This window comes from Rhodococcus sp. NCIMB 12038, assembly GCF_002165735.1.
Taxonomy (GTDB): Bacteria; Actinomycetota; Actinomycetes; order Mycobacteriales; family Mycobacteriaceae; genus Rhodococcus_F.
Window position 1 is genome coordinate 244,580 of sequence record NZ_NHML01000012.1, and the last position, 16,099, is coordinate 260,678.

A 16,099-nucleotide genomic window follows, 5' to 3' on the forward strand; every position below is an offset into this window, starting at 1 on the left:
CCTATCTCTCGGTGACGAGGGTGAACGGATGGTGATCGAACTCGGACCGCCGGTGTGCGGCCACGGCCAGCGCCTCGGTGCGACCCTCCCGGACCGCCTCGAGCAGTGTGCGGGGGGCCACGCAGTCGCCGGCCCGCACCGCGTCCGGGCGGGTCGCGCCGAGCGTGTCCGCGGGGAGACGATGCGAACAGTCGATCAGCACGGCGCACGGCACCACCGACTCTTCGCCGGTGTACCGGTTGCGCAACCGCATTCCGTCGCCGTCGATCGACACGATGCGGCTGTCGAGGTGACGCGTCACCCCGGCCCGTTGCAAGCGGGTGTTGGCGTCGGCGAGGTCGCCGGTCAGGCCGAGTCGTGAGCCGGCCACGGAGTCCTGGGTCACGATGCTCACGTCGCGTCCCCGCGCCGCGAGCCAGTCGGCGACCGCCACGCCGACGGGTCCGCCGACCGGGTCGAAGACGACGTGGGGTCCCTCAACCGGTTCGTCACCGTCCTGCAGGTCCGCGGCGCCGAAACACCGGACACTTCCCCCGACGGGGAACGGCAGCGGCCTGGGCGTGCTGCCGGTCGCGAGGATCACCGTCACGCCGTCCCGTTCCGCGGCGTCGAGTTCGGCTTCGAAGACCGTTGTGCCGAGACGGAATTCGACGCCGAGACCGCGGCATTCGTTCTCCAGCCAGTCGGTCAGCGCCCTGAGGTGCGGCGCCCCGACCGCAGCCCGCACCATCCCGCCGAGCCGTGTCGACGCCTCCGCCACGGTGACCCGGTGACCTCGCAGCGCAAGTACCCGCGCCGCCTCGAGTCCGGCCGGACCACCCCCGACCACCAGTACCGTGCCGCCGACCACAGCGGCGTCCTCGGTGGGATCGACGGTCTCGTGCCCGGCCGTCGGATTTCCGATGCACGTGACGACCGGGTTGCGGGGGTCGAGTACCTGGCACGTCTGATTGCACAGGACGCACGGCCGCGGCGCTGCACCGCGGCGGATCTTGACGACGAGATCGGGATCGGCGATTTGGGCACGCGTCATCTCGACGACGTCGGCGACACCCTCCTCCAGCGCCCACCGGGCATCGGCCGGATCGACGACGCTGCCCTGGAGAACGACCGGGACCGCGCCCGTGACGGCCGTGCGGATGCCGCGGCAGAGTTCGGTGCCGAACGCCTGCGGCCGGTGGAAGTCGGGGCGGTAGGCGTTCGGCGACAGCGGCCCGCCCCGGACCACCACGAGCAGATCGAGTGCGTCGGCCACGTCCCGTACGTGACCGGCGGCGATCGACGGCGTGATCCCCGCCCAGGACGTCTCCTCGTCGCAGCTCAGGCGCAGGGACAGTATCCGGCCGGGGCCCAGCTCTGCGCGGACGGCGGTGAGGACCTCGCGGATGAGCCGGAGCGGGTCGGTACCGTACTCGTCTTCGCGCACGTTGGTGAGGTTCGAAAGGAACTGTCGCAGTAGCGCTCTCGGTCCGGCGTCGAGTTCGACACCGTCCACGTCCGCTGCGACCGCCGCAGCGGCCCCGGCCCGGAAGCCGTCGACGAGACTGTCGATCTCCGCCTGCTCCATCTGCATCGGCATCTCACGGGAGATCACGTCGGCGACCCCCGACGGTCCCCACAGCACCGACTGCGAGTAGGCGCTCGACCCCTGCAGTCCGGTGTGCCCCAACCCGGCCAGCACCAGCGTGCCGTGCGGGCGGCAGGCCGCGACCACGTCCCGCCATCCGGCGACGCAGTCGGTCGCCAGCGGAGCCCGCTCGTACGGCCAGTCGGAGGCATGGACCGACGCCACCTCGGTGACGACGATCCCCGCGCCGCCACGCGCCCGGCGCTCGTAGTACGCGACGTGACGCGGTGACAGTGTTCTACCCGCACCGAGATTGGTGGGATGCGGACCCAGAAGCACCCTGGACGGAGCGTGGCGTCCGGCCAGGGTGATCGGGCCTGTCAGTTGCGCAGACATCTACGCCGTTCGTGGTTCAGGATTCGGCGCCGAGTACGCGGGTGAATCCGGGTGGGATCACCACGTCGGACGGGGTGAGGTCGTGGATGTTCGAGTGGCCCAGCCCGAGCAGTGCCGAATCGATACCGCCGCGCAGGACGTCGAGGACGTTCTCGACGCCGGCCTGACCGTTCGCCGAGAGACCCCACAGGTACGCGCGGCCGATCATCACCGCCCGTGCACCGAGCGCGACGGCCTTCACGACGTCGCTGCCGCGGCGGATGCCGCCGTCGAGGAGCACCTCGACCTGATCGCCCACGGCCTCCGCGATGGCGGGCAGCGCGCGGATCGGCGCCGGGGTGCCGTCGAGGTTGTTGCCACCGTGATTCGACACGGAGATCGCGGTGACACCGGCGTCGACGGCCCGCTTCGCGTCGTCGACCCGCATGACACCCTTGAGCATGAACGGGCCGCCCCACTGCTCACGCAGCCACGCGATGTCGTCCCACGTCGGCAGCGGCGTCTGCATCCACTCGCCGTAGGCGCCGAAGAAGGTCGGCGGTTCCTGACCGGGCTGCGCCAGGTTCGGGGTGGTCAGATCCGGGATCTTGCGGGTCTTCGCGAACTCGTACAACCACTTCGGCCGGGTGATTCCCTCCGGCGCGAACTGGAGAATGGCCCTCAGGTCCATCTTCTCGGGGATGGCCGGGCTACCCCAGTCACGTCCGTACGAGAACGACCAGTCGGTGGTGATGATCAGTCCGGTCGCCCCAGCGGCGCGGGCGCGCTCCATCCGCTGGATCAGCACCTCGCGGCTGCCGACCCAGTACATCTGGAAGAATGTCTGAGGATTGGCCGCCGTGACCTCCTCGACCGACTTGCTCGCGAACGAACTCAGACCGATCGCCGTCCCCCGTGCCGCCGCCGCACGCGCGACCGCGACCTCACCGTCGGGATGCACCGCCTGCACACCGGTCGGGGAGATGATGACGGGCAGCGAAATCGGCTGTCCCATCACGGTCGTGGACAGCTCGCGCTTGTCGGACAGCCCCACCACGTGCGGGGCGAACCCCAGTTCGCCGAACGCCGCGATGTTGTCGTCGACCGTCACGCCGCGCTCGGACCCGGCGATCAGCGCCGCGTACACCGACTTCGGCAGGCGCTTCTTCGCGCGTCGCTGAGCCTCGGCCACCGTCTCGAAGAACGGATTCTTACCCATGGAAATACCTCTCGTACCCGGCAGACGTGTTACGTCTGGTCCATGCCCGCAAGCGGGTTCTCGTCACAAATCTTTGCCGGCGGACGCACCATCAGCGTCAACGGAACCGGCGCCCGCGGAGTCCGGCGCTGGCCGGTGCGGGAGTGGTCGACACTGGATTTGGGGATCTCCCCCGCGGCAGCCAACGCCAGTTCGCCGTTGCCGATCACACATTCGGGGTCCGGGCCGTCCATCGGCAGGCCGGTGAAGAACTTCGCGGCCATGCACCCGCCGCGGCAGGAGTCGTAGTGGTTGCACTTGCTGCACGCGCCGCCGGTCTGCGGGGACCGCAGCTCCTGGAAGAGCTCCGACGTCTGCCACACCTGCTGGAAACCGCCGTCCGCCACGATGTTTCCGGCGAGGAACTGGTCGTGGATCGCGAACGGGCAGGCGTAGACGTCGCCGATCGGGTCGATCAGGCACACCACCCGTCCGGCGCCGCACAGGTTCAGGCCGGGCAACGCGTCGCCATAGGCGGACAGGTGGAAGAAGGAGTCGCCGGTGAGCACACCCTCGCCGTTGGCGACCAGCCAGTTGTACAGCTCGCGCTGCTGCGCCTGCGTGGGATGCAGTTCGTCCCACACGTCCGCGCCGCGCCCCGACGGTCGCAGGCGGGTGATGCGCAGGGTGGCGCCGTACTTGTCGGCCAGCGCCTTGAAGTCGTCGAGCTGGGACACGTTGTGCCGGGTGACCACCACGGAGATCTTGGCGTCCTTGAAACCGGCCTCGGACAGATTCTCGAGCGCCCGCACCGCCATCGCAAACGAACCCGGACCACGGACGGCGTCGTTGACCTCGGCCGTCGCACCGTCGAGGGAGATCTGCACGTCGACGTAGTCGCTGGCCGCGAGCCGGGCGGCGACCTTCTTGTCGATCTTCACCCCGTTCGTGGAGAACTTCACCCCGACCTGGTGGGCGGTCGCGTAGTCGACCAGCTCCCAGAAGTCCGAGCGAACCGTCGGTTCGCCGCCACCGATGTTCACGTAGAACACCTGCATGCGCTGCAGTTCGTCGATGATCGACTTGCACTGCTCGGTGCTCAGCTCCCGCGGGTCACGCCGGCCCGACGAGGACAGACAGTGCACACACGACAGGTTGCACGCGTAGGTCAACTCCCAGGTCAGGCAGATCGGGGCGTCGAGACCGAGTTCGAACTGGTCGACGAGGCGGCCGACCGGGGCGGAAGGCCTTTCGAGCATGGAGGTCATGGGCTGTGTCCTCTGATACGGGGTGAAGAGAGCTGGTCAGGCGGGGACGATCATGTGCGACTCGGCCAACGTGCCGAGCGCTCGCGCGTACTGCGCGGCCGCGTCGTCCCCGATACCCTGCGCCCGCAGTGCGGACCGGGCGTCGGCGTGTGAGGGAAGCGATTCGACCACCGCGACGATCGTGCGGTTCTTCAGGAACGACAGTTTGCGCGTCCCGAAGTGGTAGAGCAGCGCCCCGAAAGGTTCGGGACGCAGCGCCACCTGCGGATGAAGCTTCCAGCCCACATCGAGATCGATACCGGCGTTGCCGGTCACTGAAGCAGATGCTGGAGCGGACATGATCAGTACACGCCGCACATGCCGTCGATCGAGACCTCTTCCACCAGGGATTCCTCGACCAAGTCGTTTTCCAGCACGTTGTTGTCGCGATCCGACATGATTTCCTCCTACTGTTCGGTGATACGGCGCGAGCCGGAGGGATGTTCCCCGTCATAGGTGACCATTCCTGTGACTCGCCTCACCACTGTAATGGCATCGAGTGCAGAATGACAGCTCGGGAGGGTACGAAAGTTGAGAAGTCGGCGAAAACCATCCAGTCGGATAGGGCGACGCCCGTCCACGACGCAGGATCGGATCAGCACCGTCGGGATCGAGTTGTTCACGGAACAGGGGTTCGACGCCACCAGCGTCGACGAAGTCGCCGAGGCGTCCGGCATCGCCCGCCGCACCCTGTTCCGCTACTTCCCGTCCAAGAACGCGATCCCGTGGGGCGACTTCGACGCCCACCTCGCCGAAATGCGCGCCCAACTCGCCGCGCAACCCGGCGACATCCCGATCGTCGACGGGCTCACCGCGGCACTCCTGGAGTTCAACGCGTTTCCCGAGAGCGAGGAAGTCAACCACCGCAAACGCATGGGGTTGATCCTGCGAGTGCCCGCCCTGCAGGCGTATTCGGTGGTGATGTACGAAGGGTGGCGCAACGTCATCGCCGAGTACGTCGCGAGCCGGCTCGGGGTCTCACCGACCGACCACGTTCCGCGGACCGTCGGCTATCTCCTACTCGGCGTTGCGATGTCGGCGTACGAGCAGTGGCTCGACGACGATTCGCTCGAACTGAACGAACTACTCGCCAGCGGAATGCAATCGCTCTACGATGGGCTGAGTTCCCTCGGCGAGCCCGACACCCGAACCTGACCCACTCCCGCCATCACCTCTCGGCAAGGTTGCTTCGAATGACTTCCACTCTCGACACACCCGCGTTCGACTCTCTCGCTCCGTGCGAACCCGGGCTGTGGTCGCACGGCCACGTCACGGTCGAACGGGTGGCGGACGGGCCGCTCACCCTCACCCGCGACGGCGACCGGTTGCGGGTCACACACGCCCTGACACCCGAGGATCTGAGCGAGAGACTCGTCGCCGCGGTCACCGCGTCCATCGAGGACGCCGACTTCGGTCAGGGTGAGTTCGAATCGACGATGGTCGGACTGGTGCGCTCCACCGTCGACGGTGCGCTCGAGGCGTGGACCGTCTACTACCGCAACTCGCTGAACGAGCTGCTCGACGGCACCGCCGACTTCGCACCGATCCACGAGAAGGCGGAACAACTGGTCCGCGGCTCCGTCCTCGACCTCGGGTCGTGCTTCGGCTTCCTCCCTTTGCGACTCGCCCGCGCCGGACGGTCCGTCACGGCAACCGACATCCTTCCCGGCACCATGACCCTCCTCGACGCGGTGGCACCGGAACTCGGACTCCATCTGCGCACCGTCGTGTGCGACGCCGCACACGTGCCGGTCCCCGACGACAGCGCAGACACCGTCACCGCCATCCACCTCCTCGAGCACGTCGACGAAAACATCGGGGCCGCAGTAATATCCGAGGCCCTCCGGGTTGCGCGCGAACGGGTTGTCGTCGCCGTCCCCTACGAGGAAGAGGCAACGGCCTGCCACGGACACATCCGCACCTTCGACACACCGTCGCTCACCGAACTCGGCGAATCGACGGGACGCCCGTTCGAGGTGTTCGAGCACCACGGCGGCTGGCTCGTCATCGACTGCTGATCTCCTCATGACGCTCGGAGGTGCGCGATCAGGATCGCCTCGATCTCCGACCGTCGCGCCGCGGACGGCAGTCGTGGGGCCGCCGACCGGTAGTGATGCCCGGTCGGGGTACCGAGGTCGAAGAGATGCGTGCGGCCGTGCCGCCTGACGGGGCGGGCGGTCCAGCCGTCGCCTTCCTTCGCGTAATTGCAGGCCGCGCACAAACCGGCCCCGTTGTGCGCGGTGGTGGCACCCTTATTGCGGCGGGACAGGATGTGGTCGTGATGCCGGATCGGCGCATCACACCACGGCGTCCGGCACGTCCGGTCCCGCAGGTCGATCAACGTCCGCAAGCCTTTCGGGAACGCCCGCGACTGCGACTCCATCGCCGTCAACGCCCCCGACAACGGACACGAGTACACGTTTCGCAGGGTCACCGCGGCATCGCCATCGAGGGCATTCGCCACCAGTTGCCGCGCGATCCCCGCCGGCACCGGACCGAAGCCCGCCACATCCGCCGCCTCGTTCTCCCCTGCCAACAAGGCCTCGTCGGAGATCACCAGATTCACTGCCACCGGCACACCATCGGCCACCGAGGCTCCGGTGCCGCGGTCGAACAACAAATCCGCCATCAACTGATTCCGGGTGCGGCCACCACTGTCCCCGGTGGCGATGAGACTGTCGGCGTCCCGACCCAGCGTCGCCCGTAGGCACACCGCTTGCTCCATCGGCAGCAGCACACTCAGATACGCCATCGAATCCGGGGCCGGCCGCGTCGTCACCCGACGCTCGGAGACGGCCTTGCGGTACCGGGCCACCACCGCGGCAGCGTCGAGTTCCACCGCCANNGCCTTCGCCTTCGCGACCAGCCCGCGGTCACCGACNCCGTCGAGAACGTCCGGGTCCGAACACAACCGCCGATCCACCACCGCGCGATCCTGAGCCGACAGGCACGCCGTCTCCCGCACCAGAAGCGTCGCACGCCATTCGTTCAACCGCCCCGACCGCAGCAACGCCAACGTGTGCGGCATCTCGTGCACCACNGCCTGCGCGAACCCCAGATGCCGGCCNCCNCGGTTCGGGGATTCCCTGCGCGCCAACGCGATCTGCGAGGCNATGCCGCGGTTCCACTCCGCCCGCGGCAACCGGCGGGCCTTGCGGTCCTCCCGCATGCAGGTGGCGACATCATCGGTCACGACGGCCTGCACCGCACACCCCACCGACTTCAACGACTCCACCGCGTCGATCCACTCGATCCCCAACCCGGCATCACCACACGCCTCGACGCACCGCAACCGCGTCGTGAACGCCCGCAACTCCTCCAGGTCCGGTGCCTTCATTTCCCCCACGACCAGCCCTCCCCCGAGGTTGTTCGAAACTTTGTTCGACTCTAGCAGCCCGACTGGACCACAGGCAATGACCGAAAGTTCAGATCCCCAGTGCCGCAGCGGCCGCGAGGACGAGGGATTCGTCGACCGCGTCGTAGCCGCCGGACCCACCGCCGGGGCCGCCGCTGTCGGCGACGGTGCGGCGGGCGGACAGGTGTATCGCATCGACACCGGTCCCCGCGACCGCGGCGATGTCGTCGACGCGGATCCCGCCTCCTGCCATCACCTGGATCCGCCCGTGTGCGTGGGCGACCATAGCCGTCAGCGCGTCGAGGCCGTCGATGCAGCGCGGCGCTCCGCCGGAGGTGAGGACGCGGATGATGCCCGACCGTGCGAGCGCGTCGAGGGCGGTCGCCCTGTCGACGACGACGTCCATCGCACGATGGAACGTCACCTCCACCGCGTAGGGGTCGATGCCGTCGAGCAGGCGGGCCAGAGCGCCGCGGTCGACGGCCATGCCGGGCGTCAGCGCACCGACAACGACGCCGGATGCGCCCGCGCCCACGGCGGCCCGGATGTCGCGCGCCATGACCGCGATCTCGTCGGCGTCGTAGACGAATCCGCCGGGCCGGCAGCGGATCAGCGGATGCACCGCGATCCCCTGAGCCGCAACGGCTTCGATCATGCCGATGCTCGGCGTCAGCCCACCGGTCGCGCCGAGCGCGGTACACAACTCGACCCGCGAGGCTCCGGCGCGCCGTGCGATCCGGGCGCCCGCGACGTCCTGGACGGCCAGTTCGAGTACGGGCGCCATCTAGAACGACTGCCAGGAAGGCTTGTGTTCCAGCGCATACCGGTAGTAGTCGGCGAGTTGCAGCTTGCTCGCTGCGGCTTCGTCGATGACGACGGTGACGTGCGCATGAAGTTGCATCACCGAAGCGGGGCAGAACGCGGAGAGCGGTCCCTCCGCGGCGGCGGCGATCGCCTCTGCCTTGCCCTTGCCGAACGCGATCATCACCAGGTGCCGGGCTTCGCAGATGGTGCCCAGCCCCTGAGTGAGGACGTGGTGCGGGACGTCGTCCACGCTGTCGAAGAACCGCGCGTTGTCGAGGCGGGTCTGCTCGGTGAGGGTCTTGACGCGGGTGCGTGACGTCAGCGCGGAGCCCGGTTCGTTGAACCCGATGTGGCCGTCGGTTCCGATGCCGAGCAGTTGCACGTCGACGCCGCCCGCCGCGGCGATGGCCGCGTCGTAGCGTGCGCCTTCCTCGGCGATGTCCGGCGATTCGCCGTTCGGGCTGAGCACCCGGTCGGGGTCGAGGTTGACGTGGTCGACGAACTCCGAGCGGATCACCGAGAAGTACGACTGGTCGTGACTTTTCGGCAGCCCGACGTATTCGTCGAGGAGGAAGGCCCGCGCGTCCGTGAAGTCCAGTCCGGACTCGCGGTGCCGTCGCGCGAGTTCGCGGTAGCTCCCGAGCGGGGACGACCCGGTGGCGAGGCCCAGTGTCGTCGGCCCGCGCCGGACGTACCTCTCGACGATGTCCGCCACGGTCGTGCTGACCTCCGACGGGGTCTGCCGGATTACGATTTCCATGCGAGTCCTTCCGTTCCGGCGGGCATTCCGCCGGAAAACACGCCACGCGGGCGCAGTTGGTGATCGGTCACGACGATGTCGGCGCGGAGGCCCGGGGCCAGGGTTCCGCGTTCGGTTTCCAGGCCGAGCAGCCGGGCCGGGGTCCTGGTGGCGGACGCGACGGCGTCGACGAGTCCGACGCCGCTGTCGACAACGGCGGTGCGCACGACGTCCAGCAGTCGTGCGGTGCCGCCCGCGATGGCCCCCTCAGATCCGTCGGCGGTCGCGAGCCGGGCAACACCGCGGGAGACGCACACGTCCAGAGGCCCGAGTTGGTAGTCGCCGTCCGAGACGCCGGCGGCGGCCATGGCGTCGCTGACGAGGACGATCTGCTCGGGTCCGACGGTGTCGAACACCATCGACACGGTGTCGGGCGCGAGATGCACTCCGTCCGCGATCAATTCGACGACGATGTCGCCGCGACCGGCTGCGGCGAGAAACGCGGCCACCGGGCCCGGCGCGCGGTGGTGCAGCGGCGGCATCGCATTGAACAGGTGCGTGGCGGTCAGCGGCCCGCCGGCGGCGTCGGCGATCCGCGCGGACGTCGTCGCCGCGTCGGTGTCGGTGTGGCCGAGGCTCGGCAGCACGCCGCGCCGGCGCATCGCGGTGAGAAGCTCACCGAAGTGCGCGGTCTCCGGTGCGAGCGTCATCGACCGGACGGAGCCGCGCGCCGCGTCGCAGATCCGCTCGAACAGGCCGGGGTCGCCGGGCATCACGGACGCGGGATCCTGCGCACCGCAGCGGGCACCGGAGATGAACGGGCCCTCCAGGTGGATCCCGAGGAGATCACCGCGTTCCACCAGGTCGGCGAGGATTCCGGCCTGCCGGAGCAGGTCCTGCTCCCCCGCCGACACCAGGCTTCCGAGCAGCCCGGTGGTGCCGTGCCCGCGGTGGTGGTCCGCGGCCAGCCTCGCCCCGTCGGCGTCCGCGTTGGGAAAGCCCGCGCCGGCGCCGCCGTGGCAGTGCAGGTCGATCAGGCCCGGAAGCAGTATCGACGAACTCGGGTCCGGCAGCGGCACCTGCCCGCGGTACTGCGACGCCGCACCGACCCAGGAGATTCGGTCGCCGTCGGTGACGACGACGCCGTCGGCGAGGACGCCGTCCTCCACGACGGCCCTGCCGCGCAGGATCATCGCGGTGCCCCGGACGCGAGAGCCGCGACTGCCGACCGGGCGGCCTGTGGGGACTGTGCGCTGCGCGCGGCGACCGCCATCTCCCGGCACCGGTCGAGGTCGGTGGCGGCCAGGCGGGCCCGCACGGCGCCCAGCGACGGCGCCACCATGGACAGGCTCGTGACACCCAGCCCGACGAGCACCGGCGCCAGCGCGGGATCGGACGCGGCCTCACCGCAGACCCCGACGGGTACCCCCGCCTCGGCGCCGGCCGCGCCGACCAGGCCGACGAGGTCCAGGACGGCGGGCTGCCACGGGTCGAGCAACGTGGCGAGACCGCCGGCCATCCGGTCTGCGGCGCAGGTGTACTGGCTCAGATCGTTGGTGCCGATGCTGACGAAATCGAGGTGTTCGAGCAGGTCGCGGGCTCGAAGGGCGGCCGAGGGGATCTCGATCATCGCCCCGACCTTCGCGATGCCTCGGGACCGGGCGAGCGCGGCGAAGCCCTCCGCCTCGTCCGCCGTGGCGACCATCGGGGCCATCACCCACAGGTCGGCGCCGGTGGCGGAGGCAGCGACGCCGAGCGCTTCCAGCTGGGTGGCCAGGACGTCCGGGTAGACGGAGCCGACCCGCAACCCGCGCACGCCGAGGGCCGGGTTCTCCTCGGCGCCCAGGTCGAGGAACGTCAGTGGTTTGTCGGATCCGGAATCGAGTGTCCGGACCACCACCTTCCGTCTGGCGAACTTCTCCAGCACGGCGGTGTACGTGGTGATCTGCTCGTCGAGGGTGGGCGCGGTCTGCCTGCCGAGGTACAGGAACTCGGTGCGGAACAGTCCGACGCCCTCCGAATCCGCGGTGGCGGCGCGCACGGCGTCGTCGACGGTGCCGATGTTGACGAGCAACCCGACGGGTGCGCCGTCCCGGGTGCGGCCCGGACCGGTCGTGACCGCGACCCGCGCCTCGGCGATCCGCGCCGCCACCTCCGACCGTCGGTGTTCGCCGGGGTCGACGACGACCTCACCCGTGGCGCCGTCGAGCACCACCGGTCGCCCCTCGACCAATCGGTCGAGGCCGGCGCAGTTCACGATCGCGGGCAGGCCGAGCGACTTCGCCAGTATCGCAGTGTGACTCGTGGGCCCGCCCTCCGCGGTGAGCAGACCCACCACCTCGCTGCCGCCGAGCATCGCGGTGTCCGCGGGCGACAGGTCCCGTGCCACGAGCACGAACGGGTGTCCCGGATCGGGGATTCCGGGCATCGGCACGCCCAGCAGCACCGCGACCGCGCGATGTCCGAGGTCCCGCAGGTCCGCGACACGCTCGGCGAGATACCCGCCGAGGGCCTCGAGTGTGGTGCAGAAGCCGTCGAACGCGACGCTGACGGCGTGTGCCGTCGGCATGCCGCAGCGAAGGTTCTCCTCGGCGGCGGACACGATTCCCGGGTCGCGGGCCATGGCCGCCGACACGAGCAGGATCTCGGACGCGACGCCGTCCACCTGCGCGGCGCGGGCCTCGAGGTCGCCGGACACCGTCGCGAGGGCGTCGCGCACCCGGGCGATCTCCGCTGGGACCGATTTGCCGACAGGGTCTTCGGCGGACGTCTCGACCGGCGTCCCGAACGCGAGCCAGGGCGCGCAGACCAGCCCCGGACTCACCCCGAGTCCGTGCACCACCTGTTCCGTGGTCGTCGGCATCAGGCGGCGTCGAGGTCGGAGGCGAGCAGGTCGGCGAGGCGGTCGAGGGCCTCCTCGCTGCCCTCCCCGTCCGCGGTGATCGTCACCTCGGTACCGAATGCGGCGCCGAGGGTCATGACCGCGAGCATGCTGCCCGCGTCCACCGGCGCGGATTCGCCGACCGCGATCTGCACCGGGATGGGCACGGCCGCGGCGGCCTGGGTGAACTTTGCGGCGGGGCGGGCGTGCAGGCCCACCTTCGAACCGATGAGGACCGTTCGTGAAGCCATGATCACTGACCTGCCTTTTCCGTGTCGGTGTCGGTGTTGGTGTCCGCGTCGTCCTCCCGGCCGGGGGTGCGCAGGTTCCATTTCTTGATGACGAAGCTGAACAGGACGTAATAGATCACCGCGTACCCGAGCCCGATGGGGATCAGCATCCACGCGTTGGTGGCCTTGCCGAAGTTGAGGACGTAGTCGAAGAAGCCTGCGGAGAACGTGAATCCGTCGTGGATGCCGAGCGCGTTGACCAGGGCCATCGAGGTGCCGGTGAGGAACGCGTGGATCAGGTACAGCGGCCAGGCGACGAACATGAACGCGAATTCGAGGGGCTCCGTGATCCCGGTGAGGAACGCCGTCAGCGCGGTGGAGAGCATGATGCCGCCCACGACCTTCTTCTGCGACGGCCGGGCGTTGCGCCAGATCGCCAGTGCGGCAGCGGGAAGCGCGAACATCATGATCGGGAAGAAGCCCGTCATGAAGATGCCGGCGCTCGGGTCGCCGGCGAAGAACCGGTTGAGGTCGCCGCGGACGAGTTCTCCGCTCGAGTTCTGGTAGTCGCCGACGAGGAACCACACGGTGGAGTTCAGGATGTGGTGCAGGCCGGTCGGGATGAGCAGGCGGTTGGCCATGCCGTAGACGCCGCCACCGATCACCGAGTTCTCCGCGACGGTCTCGCCCACCCACGTCAGGGCGGAGTTGAACGCCGGATACAGGAACGCCATGAGGACGCCGACGACGAGACCGGTGACGGCGGTGAGGATGGGAACGAGCCTGCGCCCGTTGAAGAATCCGAGGTAGTCGGGCAGTTTGGTGCGGTAGAACCGCTGCCACAGGATGGCGGACAGCAGACCCATCACGATGCCCGCGAGGACACCGTAGTTGATCAGCGCCTGGTCGCCGTTCGGATCGGTCTTGCCTTCCAGCACGACCGGGGACATGGCCTCGAACACGCCGTTGATGACCATGTATCCGACCACGGCGGCCAGGGCGGTGGATCCGTCCGCCTTCTTGGCCCAGCCGATGGCGATGCCCACCGCGAAGATGAGGGGAAGCCAGGTGAACACGGCCTGGCCGGCCGCGGAGATGACGGACGCGGCGGTGTGCATCGAGTCGAATCGTCCGAGGAGGTCGTCCTGGCCGAGCCGGAGCAAGATGCCGGCCGCGGGAAGTACCGCGATCGGCAGCATCAGGCTGCGCCCGAGGCGCTGTAACCCGGCAAACACCGCTGATTCCTTTTTCGGGCTGTCTACGACAGTCATATCGGCCTTCTCTGTGCGCTTCGGTCGCCGAATCGGCGTCTGGTGAGTCCCGAAACCAGTGGCGGCGAGCGCGTCGTACGGCTTCGGGAAAACTATTGTGGACCAGCACCCCCAACGGGTACTGTCCGGTCATAACCAGTTGCTAGTTTGACCAGGTGAGCACAGGATGTCAACAGGCAAATGTGATCCAGCTAACTCATTCCGCACCTTCACCTGCAGCGCAAACACGAACTACGAGGGAGAACCGATGTCCAAAGCGGACGCAATCATCAGCGGCCTCGGCGGTGCCGACAACATCGTCGAGATCGAGGCCTGCATCACCCGGCTGCGTACCGAGGTCAAGGACGGCGCCAAGGTCGACGAGGCCGCGCTCAAGGCCGCAGGCGCCCACGGGGTGTTGAAGGCGGGCAGCGTCGTGCAGGTCATCGTCGGCCCCGAGGCGGACACCCTGGCCGAGGACATCGAGGACATCCTGTGAGCCTGTCCGTACAGGCACCACTGCCCGGCCGGGTACTCGCCCTGGCGGACGTGCCCGACCCCGTGTTCGCCGGACAGATGGTGGGTTCCGGAATCGCGATCGAGCCGGCACGCGACCGCGGCGCCCTCGACGTGCTCGCGCCCATCTCCGGCAAGATCCTCAAACTCCACCCGCACGCGTTCGTCATCCTGGGCTCTGCGGGCGGCGGCGTACTGGTCCACCTGGGTATCGACACGGTGAAGCTGCAAGGCGAGGGGTTCACCCTGCTGGCCGCGGAGGGCGACGAGGTGGACGCCGGCGACCCCGTGGTGCGATTCGATCCGACCGAGATCGACGGCACCGGGTACTCCGCCGTCTGCCCGATCGTGGTGATGGATTCCAAGCCGGATTCGGTGTCCACCGACACCATCGGATCCGACGTGACCACCGGCGACGTCCTGTTCGACTGGACGGCGTAATAAAAGCCGGGGCTGCCGGGCTCAGACGCTGCGCCGAGTCCGCTCCCCTTGCACTTCCATCTGCAGTTGGTAGCGATCGGACCGGTACCAGCTGCGGGTGTGCTCGACCGGCGTGGGGCCGCTGAAGGACACCCGGTCGAAGTACATCACCGGGGCGCCCTTCTTGATGCCGAGCAGGGTCGCGATCTCCTGGCTCGCCCCGTCGGCGCTGACGGTCTGCTCCGCCCGGTCGATCGGCATGTCGTACCGGTCGGCGGTGGCCCGGTAGATCGACCCGGTGAGGTCGAGGTCCAGCAGGCCGGGAAGCAGCGCGGCGTTGAACCAGCCGTCGTCGACGCTGACCGGTTCGCCGTCGGCCAGTCGCAGCCGTTTGACGTGATAGGCGCTGGTGTCCGGCGCGATCCGCAGCGCCTTCGCGGTGGCCTCGGGCGCCGCGTCCTCCTCGCTCTGGAGCACCACCGTCGTCGGCTTGTGCCCCTGCGCCCGCATTTCCTCCGTGAACGAGGCCAGGTGCAGTTTCGACTGCACCGGACGATGCGCCACGAACGTGCCCTTGCCGCGCACCCGCACCAGGTGACCCTCGTTGACGAGCTGCCCGATCGCCTCGCGAACGGTGATGCGACTGACGCCGTAGTCCTGCATCAGTTTTCGTTCGCTGGTCATCAGGTCGCCGGGCTGAAGTTCCTTTGTGCACTTGTGCAGCAGGATGGCACGGAGTTGCTCGTGCTTCGGAATCACGCTGTCGCGTAGATGTACGGGCATCATGCCGGCGGCTCCAGCTCTGTTCAGGGGTCGGACACATCGGATCAGGCAGTCGGACTGCAAAGGTCCCGTCCGGTCCGGTCCAACACCGAGAATACGTGATCCGGGCGCCCGGGCCTACCGTGCCGCGGCCGCCAATGCCTCGAGGTACCTGCGCGTCATCACCTTCTGCACGACCCGGCCCGCCGGCCCGCCGATCCGCGTGAACCACCGACCCGGTTTCGAGAACGCCGACACGGTCGCGACGACGGCGCCGTCCGGCCGCTGTTCAACGACGAAGCTCTCCTCACCCCGCTCGGGGTGACCCGGCAACGTGCCGTAGGCGAATCCCTTGCGCTGCGGGTCGTCGAGCACGTAGACGACCCGGCAGGAGAACGCCAGCCGGAGCGGACCGATCCCCCAGCGCAGTTCGACCGTCGTGCCGGGCACGGCGGTCGGAGTCTCGGCCCGCACGTCGAGCCCGGCGCCGCGGTGCATCCCCCAGGAACCCAGGTGGGCCGCGGCCGCCTCGAATGCGTCTGCACCGTAACCGATCACCTTCTGCTCGCGCAGATGGTGGTATCCCGCGGGGAACGGAACGTCGCGGCTCGCACCCACCTCCGGGTACGTGAACGCGGGCAGGTCGTCTCCGGCGGTGCTGATGGCGGTCGATCCTCTCGGTCGGGAGGTTGCCC

18 protein-coding genes are annotated in these 16,099 nt (G+C 68.9%); 4 read left to right on the forward strand and 14 right to left on the reverse strand.

Annotated elements, in window-relative coordinates; genetic code table 11:
• Window position 1: 1 nt before the first annotated feature.
• From CA951_RS20220 to mftA, 5 genes are read right to left on the reverse strand one after another with little or no spacing between them, the layout of a single operon-like run.
• Window positions 2-1,963 carry a mycofactocin system FadH/OYE family oxidoreductase 1 gene (locus CA951_RS20220; protein ID WP_087558510.1) on the reverse strand — a complete coding sequence of 654 codons (1,962 nt, stop codon included), beginning with the start codon at window positions 1,961-1,963 and terminating at the stop codon, window positions 2-4.
• Window positions 1,964-1,979: 16 nt separating this feature from the next.
• The gene (mftD, locus tag CA951_RS20225) at window positions 1,980-3,161 is read right to left on the reverse strand and encodes a pre-mycofactocin synthase MftD (RefSeq protein ID WP_087558511.1); all 1,182 of its coding nucleotides are present in this window, start codon (window positions 3,159-3,161) and stop codon (window positions 1,980-1,982) included.
• Between the two features lie 29 nt (window positions 3,162-3,190).
• On the reverse strand, window positions 3,191-4,408 hold the full coding sequence (gene mftC, locus CA951_RS20230) for a mycofactocin radical SAM maturase (protein WP_087558512.1): 1,218 nt from the start codon (window positions 4,406-4,408) through the stop codon (window positions 3,191-3,193).
• Window positions 4,409-4,444: 36 nt separating this feature from the next.
• Complete coding sequence (gene mftB / locus CA951_RS20235) at window positions 4,445-4,747, reverse strand: mycofactocin biosynthesis chaperone MftB (protein WP_167372162.1); 303 nt, start codon at window positions 4,745-4,747, stop codon at window positions 4,445-4,447.
• A gap of 2 nt (window positions 4,748-4,749) precedes the next feature.
• Window positions 4,750-4,845 (reverse strand): mycofactocin precursor MftA, encoded by a 96-nt coding sequence (gene mftA / locus CA951_RS20240; protein WP_005573048.1) that lies wholly within the window; start codon window positions 4,843-4,845, stop codon window positions 4,750-4,752.
• A 133-nt stretch (window positions 4,846-4,978) separates the two neighbouring features.
• On the opposite strand from mftA, the gene mftR reads away from it, so the two are divergent.
• A complete protein-coding gene (gene mftR, locus CA951_RS20245) occupies window positions 4,979-5,602 on the forward strand; it encodes a mycofactocin system transcriptional regulator (protein ID WP_087558513.1) in 624 nt (207 codons plus the stop codon).
• Window positions 5,603-5,640: 38 nt separating this feature from the next.
• Window positions 5,641-6,465, forward strand: coding sequence for a mycofactocin oligosaccharide methyltransferase MftM (gene mftM / locus CA951_RS20250; RefSeq protein ID WP_087558514.1), 825 nt, complete (start codon window positions 5,641-5,643; stop codon window positions 6,463-6,465).
• A 5-nt stretch (window positions 6,466-6,470) separates the two neighbouring features.
• Here the strand turns inward: mftM and CA951_RS20255 are convergent, their stop codons facing one another.
• From CA951_RS20255 to CA951_RS20285, 7 genes are all read right to left on the reverse strand, one after another.
• Window positions 6,471-7,784 carry an HNH endonuclease signature motif containing protein gene (locus CA951_RS20255; protein WP_087558515.1) on the reverse strand — a complete coding sequence of 438 codons (1,314 nt, stop codon included), beginning with the start codon at window positions 7,782-7,784 and terminating at the stop codon, window positions 6,471-6,473.
• An 88-nt stretch (window positions 7,785-7,872) separates the two neighbouring features.
• Complete coding sequence (locus tag CA951_RS20260; protein WP_087558516.1) at window positions 7,873-8,586, reverse strand: copper homeostasis protein CutC; 714 nt, start codon at window positions 8,584-8,586, stop codon at window positions 7,873-7,875.
• Window positions 8,587-9,366, reverse strand: a complete 780-nt coding sequence (gene nagB, locus CA951_RS20265) for a glucosamine-6-phosphate deaminase (RefSeq protein WP_087558517.1) — start codon at window positions 9,364-9,366, stop codon at window positions 8,587-8,589.
• A complete protein-coding gene (locus CA951_RS20270) occupies window positions 9,354-10,538 on the reverse strand; it encodes an N-acetylglucosamine-6-phosphate deacetylase (protein ID WP_087558518.1) in 1,185 nt (394 codons plus the stop codon). The genes nagB and CA951_RS20270 overlap by 13 nt, the downstream gene beginning before the upstream one ends.
• Window positions 10,535-12,208 carry a phosphoenolpyruvate--protein phosphotransferase gene (ptsP, locus tag CA951_RS20275; RefSeq protein ID WP_087558519.1) on the reverse strand — a complete coding sequence of 558 codons (1,674 nt, stop codon included), beginning with the start codon at window positions 12,206-12,208 and terminating at the stop codon, window positions 10,535-10,537. The genes CA951_RS20270 and ptsP overlap by 4 nt, the downstream gene beginning before the upstream one ends.
• Window positions 12,208-12,477 (reverse strand): HPr family phosphocarrier protein, encoded by a 270-nt coding sequence (locus CA951_RS20280; RefSeq protein ID WP_306300853.1) that lies wholly within the window; start codon window positions 12,475-12,477, stop codon window positions 12,208-12,210. The genes ptsP and CA951_RS20280 overlap by 1 nt, the downstream gene beginning before the upstream one ends.
• Window positions 12,478-12,479: 2 nt before the next feature.
• Window positions 12,480-13,727, reverse strand: a complete 1,248-nt coding sequence (locus tag CA951_RS20285; protein WP_087558521.1) for a PTS transporter subunit EIIC — start codon at window positions 13,725-13,727, stop codon at window positions 12,480-12,482.
• Window positions 13,728-13,893: 166 nt separating this feature from the next.
• On the opposite strand from CA951_RS20285, the gene CA951_RS20290 reads away from it, so the two are divergent.
• Together CA951_RS20290 and CA951_RS20295 are read left to right on the forward strand one after the other, a co-directional pair.
• Window positions 13,894-14,205 carry a PTS glucose/sucrose transporter subunit IIB gene (locus tag CA951_RS20290; RefSeq protein ID WP_275957313.1) on the forward strand — a complete coding sequence of 104 codons (312 nt, stop codon included), beginning with the start codon at window positions 13,894-13,896 and terminating at the stop codon, window positions 14,203-14,205.
• Window positions 14,202-14,663, forward strand: coding sequence for a PTS glucose transporter subunit IIA (locus tag CA951_RS20295; RefSeq protein WP_087558522.1), 462 nt, complete (start codon window positions 14,202-14,204; stop codon window positions 14,661-14,663). Before CA951_RS20290 ends, CA951_RS20295 begins: the two co-directional genes overlap by 4 nt.
• A gap of 21 nt (window positions 14,664-14,684) precedes the next feature.
• Here CA951_RS20295 and CA951_RS20300 read toward each other — a convergent pair whose 3' ends face one another.
• Window positions 14,685-15,428 (reverse strand): GntR family transcriptional regulator, encoded by a 744-nt coding sequence (locus CA951_RS20300; RefSeq protein ID WP_087558523.1) that lies wholly within the window; start codon window positions 15,426-15,428, stop codon window positions 14,685-14,687.
• Window positions 15,429-15,542: 114 nt separating this feature from the next.
• Window positions 15,543-16,022 (reverse strand): DUF1990 family protein, encoded by a 480-nt coding sequence (locus tag CA951_RS20305; RefSeq protein ID WP_087558524.1) that lies wholly within the window; start codon window positions 16,020-16,022, stop codon window positions 15,543-15,545.
• Window positions 16,023-16,099: the final 77 nt, after the last annotated feature.

What these genes read in the sequence shown, in the direction of transcription:
- CA951_RS20300 (WP_087558523.1), bottom strand. Translation starts at nt 15,428, where the DNA reads ATGATGCCCGTACATCTACGCGACAGCGTGATTCCGAAGCACGAGCAA.
- mftM (WP_087558514.1), top strand. Translation starts at nt 5,641, where the DNA reads ATGACTTCCACTCTCGACACACCCGCGTTCGACTCTCTCGCTCCGTGC.
- ptsP (WP_087558519.1), bottom strand. Translation starts at nt 12,208, where the DNA reads ATGCCGACGACCACGGAACAGGTGGTGCACGGACTCGGGGTGAGTCCG.
- nagB (WP_087558517.1), bottom strand. Translation starts at nt 9,366, where the DNA reads ATGGAAATCGTAATCCGGCAGACCCCGTCGGAGGTCAGCACGACCGTG.
- CA951_RS20260 (WP_087558516.1), bottom strand. Translation starts at nt 8,586, where the DNA reads ATGGCGCCCGTACTCGAACTGGCCGTCCAGGACGTCGCGGGCGCCCGG.
- CA951_RS20280 (WP_306300853.1), bottom strand. Translation starts at nt 12,477, where the DNA reads ATGGCTTCACGAACGGTCCTCATCGGTTCGAAGGTGGGCCTGCACGCC.
- CA951_RS20290 (WP_275957313.1), top strand. Translation starts at nt 13,894, where the DNA reads ATGTCAACAGGCAAATGTGATCCAGCTAACTCATTCCGCACCTTCACC.
- mftC (WP_087558512.1), bottom strand. Translation starts at nt 4,408, where the DNA reads ATGACCTCCATGCTCGAAAGGCCTTCCGCCCCGGTCGGCCGCCTCGTC.
- mftA (WP_005573048.1), bottom strand. Translation starts at nt 4,845, where the DNA reads ATGTCGGATCGCGACAACAACGTGCTGGAAAACGACTTGGTCGAGGAA.
- mftD (WP_087558511.1), bottom strand. Translation starts at nt 3,161, where the DNA reads ATGGGTAAGAATCCGTTCTTCGAGACGGTGGCCGAGGCTCAGCGACGC.
- CA951_RS20285 (WP_087558521.1), bottom strand. Translation starts at nt 13,727, where the DNA reads ATGACTGTCGTAGACAGCCCGAAAAAGGAATCAGCGGTGTTTGCCGGG.
- CA951_RS20220 (WP_087558510.1), bottom strand. Translation starts at nt 1,963, where the DNA reads ATGTCTGCGCAACTGACAGGCCCGATCACCCTGGCCGGACGCCACGCT.
- mftB (WP_167372162.1), bottom strand. Translation starts at nt 4,747, where the DNA reads ATGTCCGCTCCAGCATCTGCTTCAGTGACCGGCAACGCCGGTATCGAT.
- CA951_RS20270 (WP_087558518.1), bottom strand. Translation starts at nt 10,538, where the DNA reads ATGATCCTGCGCGGCAGGGCCGTCGTGGAGGACGGCGTCCTCGCCGAC.